11 protein-coding genes and 1 tRNA gene are annotated in these 17897 nt (G+C 47.3%); 2 read left to right on the top strand and 10 right to left on the bottom strand.

The window, feature by feature from the left end:
* Positions 1 to 38: 38 nt before the first annotated feature.
* The 4 genes from CXK86_RS00530 to CXK86_RS00515 form a co-directional block, all read right to left on the bottom strand.
* Positions 39 to 1253 (bottom strand): MFS transporter, encoded by a 1215-nt coding sequence (locus tag CXK86_RS00530; RefSeq protein ID WP_076252435.1) that lies wholly within the window; start codon positions 1251 to 1253, stop codon positions 39 to 41.
* 129 nt (positions 1254 to 1382) lie between these two features.
* A complete protein-coding gene (locus CXK86_RS00525; protein WP_036669791.1) occupies positions 1383 to 1949 on the bottom strand; it encodes a hypothetical protein in 567 nt (188 codons plus the stop codon).
* Positions 1950 to 2068: 119 nt separating this feature from the next.
* Positions 2069 to 2509 (bottom strand): DUF350 domain-containing protein, encoded by a 441-nt coding sequence (locus CXK86_RS00520; protein ID WP_082219034.1) that lies wholly within the window; start codon positions 2507 to 2509, stop codon positions 2069 to 2071.
* A gap of 50 nt (positions 2510 to 2559) precedes the next feature.
* On the bottom strand, positions 2560 to 4926 hold the full coding sequence (locus CXK86_RS00515) for an endonuclease MutS2 (RefSeq protein WP_076252437.1): 2367 nt from the start codon (positions 4924 to 4926) through the stop codon (positions 2560 to 2562).
* 187 nt (positions 4927 to 5113) lie between these two features.
* Here CXK86_RS00515 and CXK86_RS00510 point away from each other — a divergent pair, with 187 nt between their 5' ends.
* Complete coding sequence (locus tag CXK86_RS00510; protein WP_036610114.1) at positions 5114 to 5473, top strand: phage holin family protein; 360 nt, start codon at positions 5114 to 5116, stop codon at positions 5471 to 5473.
* Positions 5474 to 5693: 220 nt separating this feature from the next.
* Positions 5694 to 6086, top strand: coding sequence for a cupredoxin domain-containing protein (locus CXK86_RS00505; protein ID WP_036669784.1), 393 nt, complete (start codon positions 5694 to 5696; stop codon positions 6084 to 6086).
* A 104-nt stretch (positions 6087 to 6190) separates the two neighbouring features.
* Here the strand turns inward: CXK86_RS00505 and CXK86_RS00500 are convergent, their stop codons facing one another.
* From CXK86_RS00500 to CXK86_RS00475, 6 genes are all read right to left on the bottom strand, one after another.
* Positions 6191 to 8899: a hypothetical protein gene (locus tag CXK86_RS00500; protein ID WP_076252440.1), complete on the bottom strand. Its 2709-nt coding sequence runs from the start codon at positions 8897 to 8899 to the stop codon at positions 6191 to 6193.
* Between the two features lie 138 nt (positions 8900 to 9037).
* Complete coding sequence (gene pheT, locus CXK86_RS00495) at positions 9038 to 11491, bottom strand: phenylalanine--tRNA ligase subunit beta (protein WP_076252442.1); 2454 nt, start codon at positions 11489 to 11491, stop codon at positions 9038 to 9040.
* An 82-nt stretch (positions 11492 to 11573) separates the two neighbouring features.
* Entirely contained in the window at positions 11574 to 12608 is a 1035-nt protein-coding gene (gene pheS, locus CXK86_RS00490; protein WP_017689641.1) for a phenylalanine--tRNA ligase subunit alpha, read from the bottom strand.
* 410 nt (positions 12609 to 13018) lie between these two features.
* Positions 13019 to 14911: a ribosomal protection-like ABC-F family protein gene (gene abc-f, locus CXK86_RS00485; protein WP_076252444.1), complete on the bottom strand. Its 1893-nt coding sequence runs from the start codon at positions 14909 to 14911 to the stop codon at positions 13019 to 13021.
* 519 nt (positions 14912 to 15430) lie between these two features.
* A tRNA-Gly gene (locus CXK86_RS00480) sits at positions 15431 to 15501 on the bottom strand.
* A gap of 160 nt (positions 15502 to 15661) precedes the next feature.
* The gene (locus CXK86_RS00475) at positions 15662 to 17788 is read right to left on the bottom strand and encodes a bifunctional diguanylate cyclase/phosphodiesterase (RefSeq protein ID WP_076252446.1); all 2127 of its coding nucleotides are present in this window, start codon (positions 17786 to 17788) and stop codon (positions 15662 to 15664) included.
* Positions 17789 to 17897: the final 109 nt, after the last annotated feature.

Below are 17897 nucleotides of genomic sequence, written 5' to 3'. Positions count from 1 at the left end.
TCCCGTCGCTGTACCCTGTTTATATATTGGGAAGCCTGCTAAGCCGTGGGCTCTTGCCCTTCCGTTCGGTTCAATAACTTGCGCATAAAGATCCATCCAATTAGCGGAGAAGCACCGAGGACAATAATAAGCCAGGTTAACATGCGTAGAGACGGAGCATTTAAGACCGTCACAATAAATATGGCCAACCCACATAGTCTGCCAAGCATCAGGCATAACTCTCTCAAAACGACAAGTTCAACCCTTTTCTCCACATTTTCGCCACTTGTGCCCATCATGTCGAATCCCGCTGATATCATCGGTAATACATATAACGGCATCGCAACAGCACTCCCAATCCCCATGATTAACAGCGTCCCATAGGTCACTTTCCAGAGAAGAGGAAGAAGCACAACAAGCAGAATGAGGGCTCCAATGAACATGCCTTTTGATCTATACTGTGGTTTGAACCATTTCCCGGCTGCCCAATAACTTACTAGTGCCACAGCAGAAGTGATGAGTGAGAACTGCCCCAATTTGTACTCCTGTGCGGTAGCCAAATATACAAGCAGTGCAATCAGGAAGGCAAAGACACCTTCACGTGCACCCTGAGCGAATAAACCCAAACCTAAGGTCCTCCAGGGACTATCCCGCTTGGATAGCTGTATCCAAGGTTCCGACCAGCGGTATGTACCGCTCACCTTTCTTTTTTTCAGAAAAAAACTAAAAACTACTGCTATGACATAAATAACGAGTGATACCGTGAAGATGAGCCGATATCCTGTGTTGTCTGTCATGCGAGTAATAATCAGACCGGAGAACCATGGACCTATAATTCCTGTCATCGAACCAAGTAACCCGACCCAGCCATTGAATAGATCCCTGTTTTCCCGATCCGTTATTTCAAAATACACAACATTAAATGCAATCCAGAATAACCCCAAGGAACAACCTAGTAGCATACCCAGAGGCCATATCCAGTCTACAGCTTTGGACCCAGCCCAGAGGACTATCATATAAAATATGCCGGACAGCGCAGTACCTAGTCGTAGTGCACTCATTTTATTGTGTTCCTTGACCCATTTGCCAGCAAGCCAGAATGTCAGTCCAATGGCCAATTGCTGGCTGAGAGTGAACCACCCCAACATGGCATAATCCGGACGGCTTTTCCACAGAAACACATTCAAAAAGGTTCCCGACAGCGCTCCGGCTAACGCAAACAATCCATTCACGCCCAAAAGCAGAATGGATTGTCGGCCTAAAGTAATCTTCATCTGCTCCTCCTTCATCCACCTGAAGTGAACTATGTACAGGTAGGTCTTAGGGTTAACGTGCCCCAAGCAAGAGGAAAACATGATGAATCTTCAGGATTGCTATGAAATTGGTTAGAATCTCCGAAATGTTTATTCCTGCGTACTCAGGTTCTTGATCAGACGCAGACGATCTTCCTCAGACAGACTGTATTGAACTTGGAAACATCCCGAGCATACATAGGTCAATACTTTAAACGGTGATGCCAATAGTGACCCTTCGCCTGAAGCTGCGTTAGCAACTGGTGTGAAGTTATCCTGCGTTGCAGCTTGTGTACCTGCGAGAATCATGAATTCGCGGCAATTCGGGCACTCTGGTACTTCTTCCTGATGATCAAGTTGCTTCTGTACACCTTGTTCATACTGAATGAGATCATTACCTTCATCCGCGTATTTGGTTAACGTTCGCAACTCCGGCAATTTGAGTTCAACTTCATCCCCCCACAGATCCGAAAGATCCGTAGTCTGTTTCTCGTTCGTTACATCGTCTACATCATAGATGTCGTCCTCAGCTTCATCGTTCTCTTCATCATCGATGTTAATGTTGAGTGTACGGTATCCTTTTAACTCATTGTGGCAATAAGGACACTCTTCTTCAGGACCGAGCTCCTCATCCCATACAATCTCCGTCTGACACCAAGGGCATACTGTTGTTTCCATATTGATCAACCTTTCTCTTTCATATAATCATGTATTCATTACATAGATGACACCGATGGCAAAAAACACGATCGATGCCGCAAACAGAATTCGTATCAATATCTTCATGACCGATCCCCCTAGATAATGCTCGCGCCAATTACAAACGACAGCGAGACTGAAATAATCATGGATATCAATCCGACAGCTCGGTTATCCGATTCGATCTCCTTATCAATGGAGAACACGGGTGTCAGGAATTCGAACAAAAAGTAGGCAATGAGCAGAAGGATAAACCCTACAAATGACCACGTCATGGCTTCATACACCGAAGATTTCGCTTGTATGCAGAACCGCAATACGTTGCAGATCCCGAAGATCTTACCTCCTGTAGCCATCGCAACGGCCACATTGCCCTTCTTGATCTCCGTCCAGCATTTATACTTAGTCACCAGTTCGAAACAAGCCAGAAATACGAGCAGCTCCATAATCGCTACCGAGAAAAAACCGAGTACCATCCCCAAGGGATGAGACAGCAATTGGTCAATGCTTTCTATCACGCACCGTTCCCCTCTCCCCATCTGCGACCTTCATGAATAAGGTCGCAGAATATCATTGATTCATGGACCGGCTATTCCAATTCTGCGACGGTCACACCGTTACCGCCTTCTCCGTAATTGCCCAGCCGGTAGCTTTTTATATGTTTATGCTTACGCAGGTAATCCTGAATACCGGAACGTAAAATTCCTGTACCTTTACCATGAATAATATAAACTTGGCCCAGGTTGGCAAGGAAAGCTTCATCAATGAACCGGTCTGTCTCCATCAGGGCTTCTTCCAGGTTGGTACCACGCAGATCCAATTCACTTTTCACATTGTCATCACGTGTGCGCTTCATACCCGTTACCGGTTTTTGCTTTGGTTTGGCTGCGGGAGCCGATTGCTGCAGTTCCAAGTCATCCAGGGACACTTTCATTTTCATAATCCCCAGTTGTACCATAGCGTCTTTGCTGCCCGCCATCTCTACAACATGGCCTTTTTGATTCAAACTGTAGACAAGCACTTCATCACCAGGACCGATAGCACGAGTCTTCGGCGCTGTTGCCGTTTTCTTAACCGTTTTTCTGCGTTTCTCCGGTTCAGCCTTGTCCAGCTGTTTGCGGGCAGCAATGAGTTTGTGCTCCTTCACGGAAGCACCTTCTTCCATAGCCAACAGGCGAAGATCTGCTATAATCTTCTCCGCTTCCGCGCGAGCCTTGTCCACAATACTGCGTGCATCTTCTTCTGCTTTTTCAATCCGGCGATCACGTTGCTGTTCCAGTTTCTCCAGTTCGGTCTGGTGACGACTGCGTAATTTCTCCATATCCTGGCGCAAGCTCTCTGCCTTCTCACGCTCTTGTTCAGCCGTAAGACGGTTCTCTTCAAGAGAAGCAATCATGTGCTCAATCCGTTGATCCTCTTCCTTCACTTCGCCACGGGCGTAGTCGAGAATGTAACCCGGCAATCCCAGTCGCTCTGCAATGGCAAATGCATTACTTCGTCCAGGTACACCCACCAGAAGGCGATAGGTTGGACTCAGTGTGTTGATGTCAAATTCCATGCTGGCATTAATAACACCTTTACGCTCATATGCGTATGCTTTCAGTTCACTGTAGTGAGTGGTTGCAACCATGCGACATCCCGTCCGGTGCATATGCTCCAGCATGGAGATCGCCAGTGCGGAACCTTCAGCCGGATCTGTCCCTGCGCCAAGTTCATCAAGCAATACCAAACTTTTTGGTGTCATGTTTTTCAGAATGCGAATGATGTTGGTCATATGACTGGAGAAAGTACTCAGATTCTGCTCGATACTCTGCTCGTCCCCAATGTCTGCATAGATCGCATCAAATACACATAACTGACTGCCATCCTCAGCCGGAACAAATAAACCGGACATGGCCATCAGGCTCAGCAATCCAATTGTTTTGAGCGTTACCGTTTTACCACCCGTATTCGGACCTGTCACGATAATGGATGTGTAATCATTGCCCAACTCTATGTCAATTGGAACCACGTTTTCAATCGGAATCAGTGGATGACGGCCTTTCTTGAGCTTCAGGAACCCGCGGTCATTCATGCGAGGCAATGTTGCTTTCAGTTCACGAGCCAGACGTGCTTTGGCAAAGATAAAATCAAGTGATCCCAGCAAGTCGACATCATACAACAGCCACTCTCCCTGCTCACTGACAAGTGCCGTCAATTTCTGCAAAATAATTTCTATTTCGCGTTCTTCCCGAATCCGGGTTTCACGTAATTTGTTGTTCATTGCAACAATCGATTCCGGCTCAATGAACAATGTCGCACCCGAACCAGATTGATCGTGCACAATCCCGCCAAAGTATGAACGATATTCAGCTTTCACCGGGATAACAAAACGGTCTCCTCTGATGGTGATGAGCTGATCCTGAAGCATCTTGGATACGGTAGAGGATCGAATCATGGAATCCAGTTTTTCGCGAATTCGCGCTTCTCCGCCTCGCAGCTCACGACGAATCTGCGCCAACGTTACGCTTGCACTATCGGCAACCTCTGCATTATCGTCAATACAGATTTTGATGGCATCCTCAAGCGTTTTTTGCTCTGACAGTTGATCACTGATATAGAACAATGATTCGATGGGCTCATCTTCATGCAAAGTACCAATCTGACGTTTCAATCGCCGCGCCGCAAAGGTTGTATTGGATATTCCCAAAAGTTCGTGAGGGTTAAGTGTGCCTCCAATTTCAGCACGTTTGATGGAAGCCGTAATATCTACAATTCCTCCAAACGACGGTGAGCCTTTCAGGCGATCAAATGTGAAGGCTTCATCGGTTTGCTGCAGCAATCGCTTCACTTCTTCAAGTTCACTGCTTGGTTCAAGTTGCTCCGCTTTCTTTTTTCCCATGGTCGTCTGGGCAAAGCTGAGCAATGTATTTAAAATTTTGCGATATTCCAGTGTGTGTAAAATTTTCGTGTCCAAGTGTACAACTCCTTCCAAACTATATCTGTATTATAACGAAAGAAACTTTCTTACGCTATTTAACGAATCCTTCCACACATAACTTCAACCATAACACCACAAACTACAGGTGTCAGGATTGTGCAACCTCTCCATCCCCTTGGAGTTGCCCTGCTCAGTTCAATCCGAATAAAAGGAGGTAAACACCATGAATTTCCTGGGACATGTCGTGCGATTTGTCATCGCTGCAATTGTATTAATGGTGGTCAGCTGGATCGTTCCCGGATTCGCCGTTGGTGGCTTCTGGAGCGCTCTGTTGCTTGCTCTTGTCATTGCCCTGCTCGGCTGGATCGTTGAAGGTATCTTCGGCAAAAGAGTCAACCCGTTTGGTCGCGGTATTGTCGGATTTATCGTTAGCGCACTGGTGATTTGGCTTGGTCAATATGTTGTAGATCATGTTGAAGTCAGCCTGCTCGGTGCCATTCTCGCTGCGCTGGTTATCGGGATTATCGATCTCTTCATCCCGGTATCCACCCCTTTTGATGCCGGACGAAGCTCCAAAAGTTAATCTCCACTTCACCCTAACGTCCCCATGTATTCTCCTAAACCTCTGAAGGCCCTGTGCCGGAAGGGGTTTATTTCATTCGGGCAGTACACACGCTCTGCCGTACATGTACAATTTTCAAGAAAACGACATACGCAGCGTGTACAGGCATCCACATATTGCGGTATGATGACTGGAGCAATCATTCAAATTTTATCCATATCACGCTTTAAGGAGGCACATGATGAAGAAAGGCATAACATGGCTTGCTGCCTGTATGTTAATTCTGGTCCTCACTGCATGTGGAGGAGCAAAACAGTCCGCAGAATCTGGCAGCAATGGATCCGATGCTGATGCTGGAGTTACAGCCAGTGAAGAATTGGTCATCAAGGCGAGTAACTATGAATTCGATCAACCTGAGTACCATCTTAAAAAAGGCGTTCCCGTTAACATTGTTTATAAAAATGAAAACGGAAATCACGGTATCCTTGTGCCTGAGCTGAATCTTCAACTGGATACCAGAAATAGCTCCAAAGTCATAACCCCGGACAAAGTTGGTGAGTTTGAAATGTCCTGTTCTGTCTTCTGTGGTTCAGGACACAGCAGCATGATCTCCAAAATTATCGTTGAAGAATAGTATTCAAGACAAGGAGCCCCCGCAGCGACGGGAGCTCCTTCTTTAGTATAACAAATTGTACCAGAGTACGTTGCCCACGAGCCAGTTCTGCTACATTCATTCCGCTAGGCCTGGTCCTGTTCAATCAATTCAATCCATTCGTTATATTCCGTCTGCAATTTCGTATATTCATCATGCAACTGACGATATTCCGTGTTCAGCTGCTCTGCCTTCTCCTGCTCCATTTCACGTTCAACCTGTAACAAACGTAATTGATTGGCCGCTAGTTCGTAACGCTCCCCCATCTCAAGCAGTTCAGTTTCCATGATCTCTTTCTCTTGGGTCGCTTCTGCACGTAACTTGTCCAGTTGCTGTCGTTCTTGCTCCAGTCCCTCCAGCAACTCACTACTTGCAGCACTTTCTCTCTTCCAAACCGTCAGTTCATTCTCAAGTGTAGCCCAGCGTTCCTGCCAGGATTGTTCCTGAGCCGCCCATTCATCTGCACGGCGTTGCCACACCTGGTCGTTCTGCTCTGCTTGTTCAACACTTGAGCGAAGTTCTTCTTCACGTCTTGTCAACTGCTCCAGACGGGATGCCAACTCGGTCTGTTTGGCTGACAGTTCTTCGTATTTGATCTGCCATTCCAACGCTTCTTCCTCAGTCTGGGCTAGCCGGCTCTCTTGCTCAGAGTAACGCTCGGAAAGTTTAGCCGAAGACTGTCTCGCTTCTTCAAGTGAGCTCACAATCTCTTGTTTCTCCTTGCTCAATTCATCCAGCTTGGAACTGTAATTCTCTTCCCGTTGTAATGCATCACTGTAATCATTACGGATTTGTTTATAGTTATCCTGAAGTCGGTTCAGCTCTTCCCGAACAACATTTAGCTCAACTTCAAGCTGATTGCGTTTCTCTTCCAAAAGCTCTGCATCCTTCTGGTATTGCACAGCCTCTTCATGGTTGAAACGAGACTCTTCCTTCACCACGGACAATTCATCATGAAGGGATTGCACACCAGACTCCAACGTTTCATTTTGTTCAGCAACTTCAAGAATCTGATTCTCCAGGTCTCCGATCTCAGCCAATCGCTGCTCAGCAAGGTCCTTCCAGGACTGCTCACGTTCCGTAAGCGTGCCGATCTCATGCTGCAATGTACGCACCGCAGCATGAGCCTGTTCAAGCACCTTATGCAACCTGCGCTGTTCCTCTTCCGACTTCACTTCAGCCTCACGAAGCTTCTGAACTTCCTGTTCAAGCTGTGCATGTTGCTCCTGAAGTTTGCGTAGCTGTGCTGTGAGAGAGGTTTCTCTATCCACAGTTTCATTATACTTCTGCTTCCATTGTTCCTGTGAATCACGGGATTGCTGGGCAGCCTGTTCCGTTTCACGCAGTAGCTCCTGCAACTGGGAACGGTCCTCTTTCAACTGCTCCAGTTGTTGCTCCAGTTCCGTAATTCGGCGAGTCTGAACTTCCTGCTCCTGTTTACGGACCCCATGCTCATGACGTAACGATTCCAATTGACCACGCTCGTGCTGAAGCTGCTGTTCTTGCTCTGCAACCATGTCCTGTGCACTGATGAGCTGGGTCATCACTTCTTCTAATTGCTCTTCGACATCTAATAGTCGAGTCTCCGCCTGTTTACGTTGGTCCTCAAGTTGCTGCTTGAGCTTGCCCTGTTCTTCTTGCAACAAGGCCTCTGCCGCCGCTTCGGCTTCTTTTGCCTGGGACGTTGCTGCTTCCTTGGCTTGCTGCAATTGTTCCTCGAGGGTTGCTTCTTTTTCCATCCATTCGAGTTCCAACTGCTCGGATAACGCCTTGAACTCCGCATTCAACTGATTTATCTCAGTCAGGCGCTTCTGCTCCGCTTGTTCCTGCAAGTCAGCCCGTTCCTGATTCGCCTGATCCGTGAGCTCTTGTGTCTGTTGTAGCGCTTTTTCTTCAGCCTGTTGAAGACGAAGTTCCATCTGTTGCTGAAGTTCGTTATATTGCAGCGCTGCCTCTTCCTGAGCTTTCTTCAGATTGCTCTCTGCCTGCTCCAACTCGGACAAAATGGCCGACTCGGCTTCTTCCTTGGCTGTCTGGACCTGCTGCGCAGCCTTGGCTTCAATCTGTTGACGTTCTGCAACGGCACGGCTTTCGGCTTCTTTTAATTGAGCTGCAGTCTTGTCCTGCAACTCTTTATATTGCGCCGCAGCTTTGGCCTGCGCCTGCTGCAATTCGGCTACAGAACGGTTCTGAGCTTCTTTGAGCTGGGAAGCAGCCTGTGCCTGTGCATTTTTAAGCTGGTTAGCCGCTTTCTCTTCCATTTCCTTCAGCTGTTTCGTTCCCTTGGCTTCTGCTTCCTTCAGTTGTGCTGTCGCTTGGGCCTGCAATTTCTGCACTCGCTCCGTTGCTTGAGCGCGTTCTTGCTCCAGCAGCTTATTCAACTTGGCTATCTCTGAATTTTTGTCCGATTCGGACTTTTGCAACGCCTGCTCTGCTTCAATCTTCAGCTGTTGCAAATCAGCAAGAGCCTGGTCACGCCGTTCCAATTCTTGTTGATGTTCATTTTGTATGGCGTTTAACCGATTCAATTCGTTTCTCAGTTCTGTACGTTCTCCAGTGAGCATCTTCAGTTCATTACGGATTTCCTGAGTCTGAAGAGACTGTTCAGCCATATGTACAGCCGCCAGTACCGCAATACGCGGAGTATCCAGACGGGAATTTTGCTTGGAGATTGCGCCCATACGCTCATCCACCAGGTTAGCTACTTGTTTCATATAGTCGGCACTGCTGCCAACCAGTTTATAGGAAGTCCCGTAGATCTCTACGGTGACGCGTGTACGATCAGGTGTAGTCACAGTTGTGCCCTCCTTCAAGTCTGTATGTTGATTCTAAGCTGTAATCACAAAAAAGTCACATCGATCCTCTAATGCTAAGGATTCGATGTGACTTCAAACAATTCCTGCTAATCTTTGTTCAAAAAATCTTCTTTTGTCCTATTTACGCAATTCCGCTCCGAATTGCTCTTCCAGACGAGCCACTACACGGGCATGAACTTCAGTAACTTCCTCATCGGTCAGTGTACGTTCACGATTCCGGTACACCAGTGCCATTGCCACGCTTTTCTTGTTTTCGCCCAGTTTACTGCCAGTAAACACATCGAATACCTGTACGTTTTGTAACAATTCACCCGCCGATTCACGAATGGCGCGCAGCATATCTCCTGCTTCAATATCCTCATTCACAACAACCGCGATATCACGTTCCATGGCCGGGAAACGCGGAAGCTCACGATAACGAATGTCAGCGTCTGCTTCATTATAGATCGATTCAAGTGCAATCTCTGCGATGTACACATCATTCAGATCATACTGCTGTTGCAGTTCCGGATGCAATTGACCCACTGTACCGATCAATGTACCTTCCCCGCCATCCTTACCTTCCAGGTAAACCGATGCGGAACGTCCCGGGTGGAATCCTTCAGGGCTGTTTGCTACCAAGCGAATGCGTTGTTCAAGTCCCACATAGGCGAACAGATGCTCAAGAGCACCTTTCAGATCAAAGAAGTCTACTTTCTCCGCTCCAACATTCCACTGCTGGCTTGCACGATTCCCGGTGAGCAGCAAGCCCAGTACCGGAATCTCATGTGGTTGCTTGGTCAATTGATCTTCTTCGGTGAAGAACACATTGCCCACTTCGAATACAGCCAGTGAATCCTGTTTACGGTTCATGTTATACACCGCTGCATCCAGCATTTGCGGCAAAATGCTCGTACGAAGCACACTGCGGTCCTCACTCATAGGCATCGCGAGTTTCACGGCTTTACTGCCTTGTGTCAATGCCGGAAACAATGTCGCTTTATCCGGGTGTACAAAGGAGTAACTGATCATTTCCTGCCAGCCACTGCCTGAGAGCAATCCACGAATCGTGCGGCGCATTGCTTGAGAGCGTGTATATGCCCCTGGAGTCGTCGGCCCTTCAATCCATGTGGTTGGAATGTTGTCGTATCCGTACAGGCGTGCAATCTCTTCAAACAAGTCTACATCAAGCGTAATATCCCCTCTGCGTGTTGGCACTTCCACATCCAGCAATCCTTGATCAGCATCACCACATGCAAAGTGCAAGCGAGCGAAGATCGTTTTTACCTCAAGCAAAGACAGATCAGTTCCCAGATAACGATTCAGTCTGTCCAGCGACAATTGAATTACACGTTTCTCCGCAACTTCTGCTCCAGCTTCCACGATTCCCTGGTGCACTTCACCTTCAGCATAACGCTGAATCAGTTCAGCCGCACGATCCAAAGCCGTAATCACCGCACCCGGGTCTACTTCCTTCTCAAAACGCATGCTTGCTTCGGAACGTAGCCCCAGTTGGCGTGACGTTTTCCGAACGGTTCCGCCGTCGAACTTGGCGGACTCCAGCAACAGATTCACCGTGTCTTCCGATACCTCGGAATTCTCGCCACCCATAACCCCAGCGATGGCTACTGGTTTCACGCCATCCGTGATGAGCAACATGTGTGGCTCCAGCTTACGCTCTTGTCCATCCAGCGTAACAATCGTTTCGCCTTCGTTGGCCATCCGCACTTCAATATGGCCCTTTTCCAGCTTATCCGCATCGAATGCATGTAGCGGTTGACCGTATTCCAGCATGACATAGTTCGTGATATCAACGATGTTATTGATTGGGCGAACACCTGCCGCCATGAGACGGTTTTGCATCCACAGCGGGGAAGCACCCAGCTTAATGCCGGTTACATAACGAGCTGCATAGTGAATGCATTGCTCCTGTGCCTTGATCTCTACAGAGATATGATTCGCGGCTGCATCACCAATTTCAACCAGTTGGTCTTTGGGACTTGGCAGCTTCACTTCACGACCCAGGATGGCACCCACTTCATAAGCTGCACCACGCATGCTGAGACAGTCGGAACGGTTCGGTGTCAGGTCCAGTTCAAGAACATGATCGTCAAGACCAAGAACCTGGCTGATTGGCGTGCCAACCTCTGTTTGTTCCGGCAGAACGAGAATACCTTCCTGCTGATCTTTCGGCAACAATTTGTCGTTCATGCCCAGCTCTTTGGCGGAACAGATCATGCCAAGGGAGACAACACCGCGCAGTTTGGCTTTTTTGATATCCAATCCACCAGGGAGCTTTGCTCCAACCAGGGCTACGACTACTTTTTGGCCTGCATCCACATTTTTCGCACCACACACGATCTGCAGATCTTCTTCCTGACCAGCATCGATGACACATACATTCAGTTTGTCTGCATCGGGGTGTTTCTCCTTGCTCTTCACATAACCTACAACAACTTTATTGACGCCCTTGTTGCGGTTCTCCACTACATCAATTTCGACACCCGCACGGGTGATTTTCTCAGCCAATTCCTGTGGCGTCACACCTTCAAGGGAAATATAATCAGACAGCCAATCTGTCGATACTCTCATGGACGTTCACTTCCTTCATCTATAAATTGGTGTTCCCGGTTCATTCGCTTGCTCTATATGGTTAATCTTTCTTGTCTTAAAGTTACAGCCGTCCAAATTGCTTCAGGAAGGTCAGATCGCTATTGTAGAAATGACGGATATCATCGACACCATACTTCAGCATCGCAATACGTTCTACGCCCATTCCAAATGCAAAACCACTGTATTTCTCCGGATCGTATCCACCCATTTCCAGTACTTTCGGGTGAACCATACCGCCGCCCAAAATTTCAAGCCAGCCTGTTTGCTTACATACGCGACAGCCGCTGCCGCCACATTGTACACAAGTTACATCCACTTCCGCACTTGGCTCTGTGAATGGGAAGAAACTTGGGCGCAGACGAATTTCTGTGTGGGAACCGAACATTTCGCGTACGAATTGCAGTAGGGTTCCTTTCAGATCGCTCATACGAATGTTTTCGCTAATGACCAATCCTTCAACCTGGTTGAATTGGAAAGAGTGTGTCGCATCGTCATCATCACGGCGGTATACTTTACCTGGGCAGATGACTTTGACAGGCACTTCGCCCTTCATGCTCTGCATGGTACGTACTTGAACCGGAGATGTATGGGTACGCATCAACAAGTCTTCGGTAACATAGAAAGAATCCTGCATATCGCGCGCCGGGTGATTCTTCGGCAGATTCAATGCTTCAAAGTTGTAATAATCCATTTCGACTTCAGGACCTTCCGCAACGCGGTATCCCATACCGATGAAAATATCTTCGATCTCCTGTACCACTTTGGTCAGTGGATGCAGCCCGCCTTGACGTCCGCGACGTCCTGGCAGGGTCACATCAATTTTCTCGGATTGCAGACGCTTCGCCGTCTCTTCCTTCTGGAACTGATCCTGCTTGCTGTCGATGACTTCCTCAATGGCAGCCCGAACATCATTGGCGACTTGACCAATAACTGGACGTTCCTCCGCACTAAGCGCACCCATACCACGCAAAATCTCAGTTAATGCACCCTTTTTCCCCAAATACTTTACACGCAGATCACCGAGCGTCTGCGGATCATTCACACCAGACAACTGCTCCAGCGCTTCGATCTTCAATGCCTCTAAACGTTCTTTCATGTGTAATTGCCCCCTTTTTGTGGTGTTTTTGCAACAAAAAAAGGCCTTCTCTCCCCTGAAGGGACGAAAAGACCGTGGTACCACCCTTGTTAGACATCCATTGCTGCGTGGCCCTTATGGCCTGCAACTGGTTCTGTCTCACTTTGTACGGAATAACGACCGTTAACCGTTTGCCCCTACTGTTGCCTCTGTGTCTGCACACAAACAGGTTCAGGGAACCGCTTCGGAGTGAATTTCGGCAGCCTTGTTCTACAGAAACGCTCTCAATCTACGGCGCTTCCTCCCTGTCCAGAGGCACTGCTTACTTATCTCCATCATCACGTTTGCTTAGTTTACCTATATCGATGTAATCATCGATGATCGTTCATAATTATATGCAAAATAGATCGAAATAGCAAGCCGTCCATGTTCTAATTTATGCTTGCACCATTATCTTTCAATTGTTTCAGGCGCTGCTGGATTTCGCGAATCTCAGCTGCCTCGACTGCTCGCTCATTCGAATGCTCGGGCTGTGTCAGACTGTCTTTCCCAGCAGTGCTCACAGGAGACAGCAACTCCGATAGGCGCATCTCCAATCGTAACCGCTCGTCATCGGATTCCCGGGTCTCCAGCGCCACCTCCCGAAGTTTGGTGGACTGCTCCCAATCCGACACACCTCCTTCAAACAGAGTTGCTGTGCCACCAGCCTCCAGATCGCATAACCGATTCGCGAGTGACTTCGTCAGCATCCGGTCATGGGATACAAGCACCAAAGCACCTGAAGCTTGTTTTAATACATTTTCCATGACTTCCTGGGTATCGATGTCCAGATAGTTGGTCGGTTCGTCCAGCACCAGCAGATTGGCTCCGCCAAAGTACAGTCTCAGAAATGCCACTCTGCACTTTTCCCCCATGCTCAAATCCCCAATGCGCTTGAATACATCATCTCTGGAAAATAGGAAACATCCCAGAATGGTACGTGCCGCACTTTGTGTCATGGATGGAAGAGTAAGCAAGCTGTCCAGCAGCGTCTGATTTTCGGGGAGCCCTTCCAGCTCCTGTGAAAAGTAACCGATTTTCAGCTGTGGATGCCGTGTGACCTTGCCTTGCGAAGGTTCCAGTTCACCAATCATCAACTTCAGCAGTGTTGTCTTGCCCGTTCCATTAGGACCTCGTACAGCAAGCCGATCTCCACGTTCCACAGCAATCCGAAGATCGCGCAGCAATGGTTTGTCTCCCGTATATGAAAAACTCACTTCTTCCAGCGCAATCAGCTGGCGTGCAGCCAGTGGATTCATCTGTAATTCCATGTTCAACTTTGCAGCTTCACGAGGTTTATCCACCCGTTCCCGCTCCAAACGTTCCAGCTGTTTTTGTTTCGCATGGTAACGTGAAATATTTTTGTTGGCTTTGGCTTTGTAGAAACTCTGGGTGATCTTCACCTCCACATCAGTCGCCGAATTATGCGCTTTATGGAACCATTCCTGATAATTTCGAATCGTTTCTTCCAACGCCTTACGTTCCAATTCCTGCCTGCGGTAGATCGTTTCCTGTTCGCGTAATTCACGCTCTTTGTGGATCTTGTAGTCGGAGTAACCTCCCTTGTATTTGGTCAGGGCATCTGGACTGAACTCAATGACTCCTGTTGCTACCTGATCAATAAACGTACGATCGTGTGATACAAATAACAACGTACCTTCATATGAGGATAACCACTCTTCCAGCCAGCGCATGCTTCCCTCATCCAGATGATTTGTCGGTTCATCCAGGATCAGGAACTTGGGTTTGCTGACAAGCAGCCCCGCCAAACGAGCCTTTGTTTTTTGTCCACCGCTCAAGGAATGATAGGGTCTGTTCCAATGCTCTGCGGATAATCCAAGGCGAGTCAGTACTTTCTCTACCTCAGTCTCCCACATATAACCGTTCAACTGTTCATATTGCTCCATCACTTGTGTATAAGCTGCAAGCAGCTCTTCATCCGCTTCAGTGCTCATGCTCAACCGTTGTTCCAGTTCTTCCAAGTTCCGTTTCACTTCATAGATCTGACCGCTCTCACGGCGGACCGCATCCAGTACATTCATCCCGGTCTCAATCTCCGAGCGCTGGCGCATGAACCCCCATTCCTGCTGAGGGATATGACGTTCAATCCGTCCTCCACCATGCTCCTCACCCAAAATGATACGTAACAACGTTGTCTTGCCACATCCGTTGCGACCCAAAATGGCGAGTCGTTCGCCCTCATTAATCTCCAAATTTAATCCTGTAAACAATTCAATACCGTTCCATTCTTTTGATACTTCATGTAAGCGTACCAATGTCATCATGAGGCCTCATCCTTCCTGCATCCTTTTTGCTGAACAAAAAAAACCGCTGGCATCAGCCGGCGGTTTGGCAATTCAGGGTTGGATCAAGCATTCAAAGACAGATCTAAGGTAAGCTACGGCATGAACAAAGAAACCCAAAATACAGGGTACACGTAAACCTCAATGGCTTACTTGCTCCATACCTTTTCCCATAGCTGAATTTGGACACACGAATCCCCTCATTGCTCAGCCGCTCTGGCTGACTGCGTCATAAAACCGTCTGCAGTTAACTGGGGTTCAATTCATGTGTTTTACTTCATGGGACGTATGGTTACCTCTCATTCATGTGTAGTATCAATTTCTCCGTTATTGTACCAGATCATTGGAAAAAAGCAAAGGGTATATACATTAAACTAAAGAATACTTACTTACTCGCCACTCCGAAAACAGAACAATCTTCTGATCGCTGTTACCACGAGATTTCTTTTAAGGTAATAGAAAAAGCCCCTGCATCGCAAGGACTCCGGTACTACTTCGTTAAGCGGGTGATGGGAATCGAACCCACGCTATTAGCTTGGAAGGCTAAAGTTCTACCATTGAACTACACCCGCATGATTGAAGATTTATTGTTAAGTTCCTTAGGAATTTAACAGTGATTTTACAAATAATAATATACCATGATCCTCTATAGCATGCAAGTCATATTTTCCATTTTTTTCATTACGCATCCATCAAAAAAAAGCAGGAGCACCCTCGCGCCCCCGCTGTTCCCTATCCTGTAGGCTTATCCACATCTCTCAAAAACTGCTTTTCAAATTCAGCGGCTTTAATCGGTTTGCTGAAGAAATAACCCTGAGCCTCGTGACAGTGTTGATTGCGAAGAAAGACCATCTGATCTTCGTTCTCCACACCCTCAGCTGTGACTTTCAGTTGTAAATGATGCGCCATTGAGGTGATGGTAGATACGATCGCTGCGTTATTGCTGTCCTCCATGACTTCATTCACAAATGAACGGTCAATCTTAAGCCGATCAATCGGCAGATCCTTCAGATAGTGCAACGAGCTGTATCCCGTTCCAAAATCATCAATACTGATATGCACACCAATTTCTTTGATTTTGCGCAACTGTTCGAATGACCGGTCTTTATCAAATGTCATGCTCTCTGTAATCTCCAGTTCAAGCCATACAGGCTCTAGTCCCGTCTCTTTGAGAATGCCATTGATATTGTCCAACAAATGGGAGTGCCTGAATTGTCTCATCGACAGATTCACCGAAACACACAGTTTACGATAACCGGCTTCCTGCCACTGTTTGTTCTGTGCACACGCTTCACGAAGCACCCATTCTCCAAGTGGCACAATGAGCCCACTCTCTTCTGCCAGAGGAATAAAGTCCGCCGGAGATACCGAGCCTCGTTGCGGATGCTGCCAACGCACCAAGGCTTCCATGCCAACGATTAGCCCACTTTGCAGATTAACCTGCGGCTGGTAGACCAGGTAGAACTGACCTCGATCCAACGCCTTGCGCAGATCATTCTCAAGCTGCAAACGCTCCTGTGCCTTCATCTGCATCGCATGGGCAAAACGATTCAGTTCCATTCCTTGTTCCTTTGCACTGTGCAAAGCCGTATCGGCATTCTGAATAATCTCCAGTGGTGACTCCCCATCATGTGGGAAAATGGCCATCCCAATTCCAAGTGTCAGATGATACTCATTGCCATCAACCAAGACGGGCTTCTCAAAAAGTTGCAAAATGGATCTTGTCCGACGCAACGCTGTATCGGTTGAACTGAAATCTGTCATCGTTAATGCAAACTCATCTCTTCCCAATCCAAAGACTTCTTCTCCTGGAAGGGACAATTGTTTCAGTCGTTGACCTACCTGACGCAAAACACGGTTAGCTGCTTGCTGTCCAAGCGAATCATTTATGGTTTTGAACCGATTAATATTCAGGACCAATACACCAACAAGCTGTTCCTGCACCACGGCGTCATCCATCATCTTTTTCAGCTGCTGTGAAAGGCGACGACGGTTTGGAAGTCCCGTTACATCATCATGATGAGCAATATAGTTCATCTTGGCTTCCGCGACCTGCTGTTGCAGGAAAGGTGTGTCCACTACGGACGTATACAGTCCTTTTTGGATGAAAAAATATGCCATACAATTACTCAGCAATCCTAATAACAGATTGAGATCGTTCACCCCAGTTGCTGAAACAAAATAACATTCACCAAAAAAGAAACACAGAATGCCACATAGAATGGTTGGTAAATCACTGTCTTTGGTTTTTTTCCATTGTACAAACAAAAGAACTGCAATAATGCCATAGAGCAATCCAACCATAAGATGAACTCGAGTGAAGATACCACCAAGCACTTCCCCATCAAGCATACTCGGCAACATGCTCCATTCCTGAATAGCCAGTATGTACAAAATAACAAAGGTACCCAATGTCCCACTTAACAGTAAGAATTTGCGTGGTAATGCAAACTCTTTCTCATTTAAGGTATACACGAGCAGTAAACCTACGGAACATACCAAAGATCCCATGGTTGACATCATTAAGGAAAACTCCGATTCCATCATGGCTCCATTTGGAATCTCTTCTGCAAATGAAACGATATGAACCAGTTCAAATAGTCCAATCAATAAAAAGAGTGTTGTCAATAATGTCCTCCGAAGCGTTAGCTTCTGTGTCCGAAACAACCAGCTTTGATTATAGATGCCGATACAAGCCGCTACCGCAGCAAATCCACCCAAGAGTGTCAAAACCGGGTAACCCGATATGATCAGATCAGAGCTTGAAGAAGAACGAAACCATTGACTTGCGAGGAAACATAATAAGCCGCCCACAGCGACCCAAATTATTTTTCTCTGATCTTGCAGATTAACCTTCATGCCGTGTTTTCCTTCCCGGGATCACCTATCCTGAATTACATTAACCAAACTTAACAACTTACTACACGATTCGACAAAAAACATATTAACCAACGTTCAATTCACATGC

The sequence above is a fragment of the Paenibacillus sp. BGI2013 genome (assembly GCF_002843485.1).
Taxonomy (GTDB): domain Bacteria; phylum Bacillota; class Bacilli; order Paenibacillales; family Paenibacillaceae; genus Paenibacillus; species Paenibacillus amylolyticus.
Note: the sequence above shows the minus strand (reverse complement) of the source record. Positions and strands in the feature narration are given on the sequence as shown.

Excerpts from the sequence above, each read along its gene's own strand:
- CXK86_RS00530 (WP_076252435.1), bottom strand. The coding sequence starts at position 1,253 with ATGAAGATTACTTTAGGCCGACAATCCATTCTGCTTTTGGGCGTGAAT.
- CXK86_RS00520 (WP_082219034.1), bottom strand. The coding sequence starts at position 2,509 with ATGGGGAGAGGGGAACGGTGCGTGATAGAAAGCATTGACCAATTGCTG.
- CXK86_RS00510 (WP_036610114.1), top strand. The coding sequence starts at position 5,114 with ATGAATTTCCTGGGACATGTCGTGCGATTTGTCATCGCTGCAATTGTA.
- abc-f (WP_076252444.1), bottom strand. The coding sequence starts at position 14,911 with ATGATGACATTGGTACGCTTACATGAAGTATCAAAAGAATGGAACGGT.
- pheS (WP_017689641.1), bottom strand. The coding sequence starts at position 12,608 with ATGAAAGAACGTTTAGAGGCATTGAAGATCGAAGCGCTGGAGCAGTTG.
- pheT (WP_076252442.1), bottom strand. The coding sequence starts at position 11,491 with ATGAGAGTATCGACAGATTGGCTGTCTGATTATATTTCCCTTGAAGGT.
- CXK86_RS00525 (WP_036669791.1), bottom strand. The coding sequence starts at position 1,949 with ATGGAAACAACAGTATGCCCTTGGTGTCAGACGGAGATTGTATGGGAT.
- CXK86_RS00505 (WP_036669784.1), top strand. The coding sequence starts at position 5,694 with ATGAAGAAAGGCATAACATGGCTTGCTGCCTGTATGTTAATTCTGGTC.
- CXK86_RS00475 (WP_076252446.1), bottom strand. The coding sequence starts at position 17,788 with ATGAAGGTTAATCTGCAAGATCAGAGAAAAATAATTTGGGTCGCTGTG.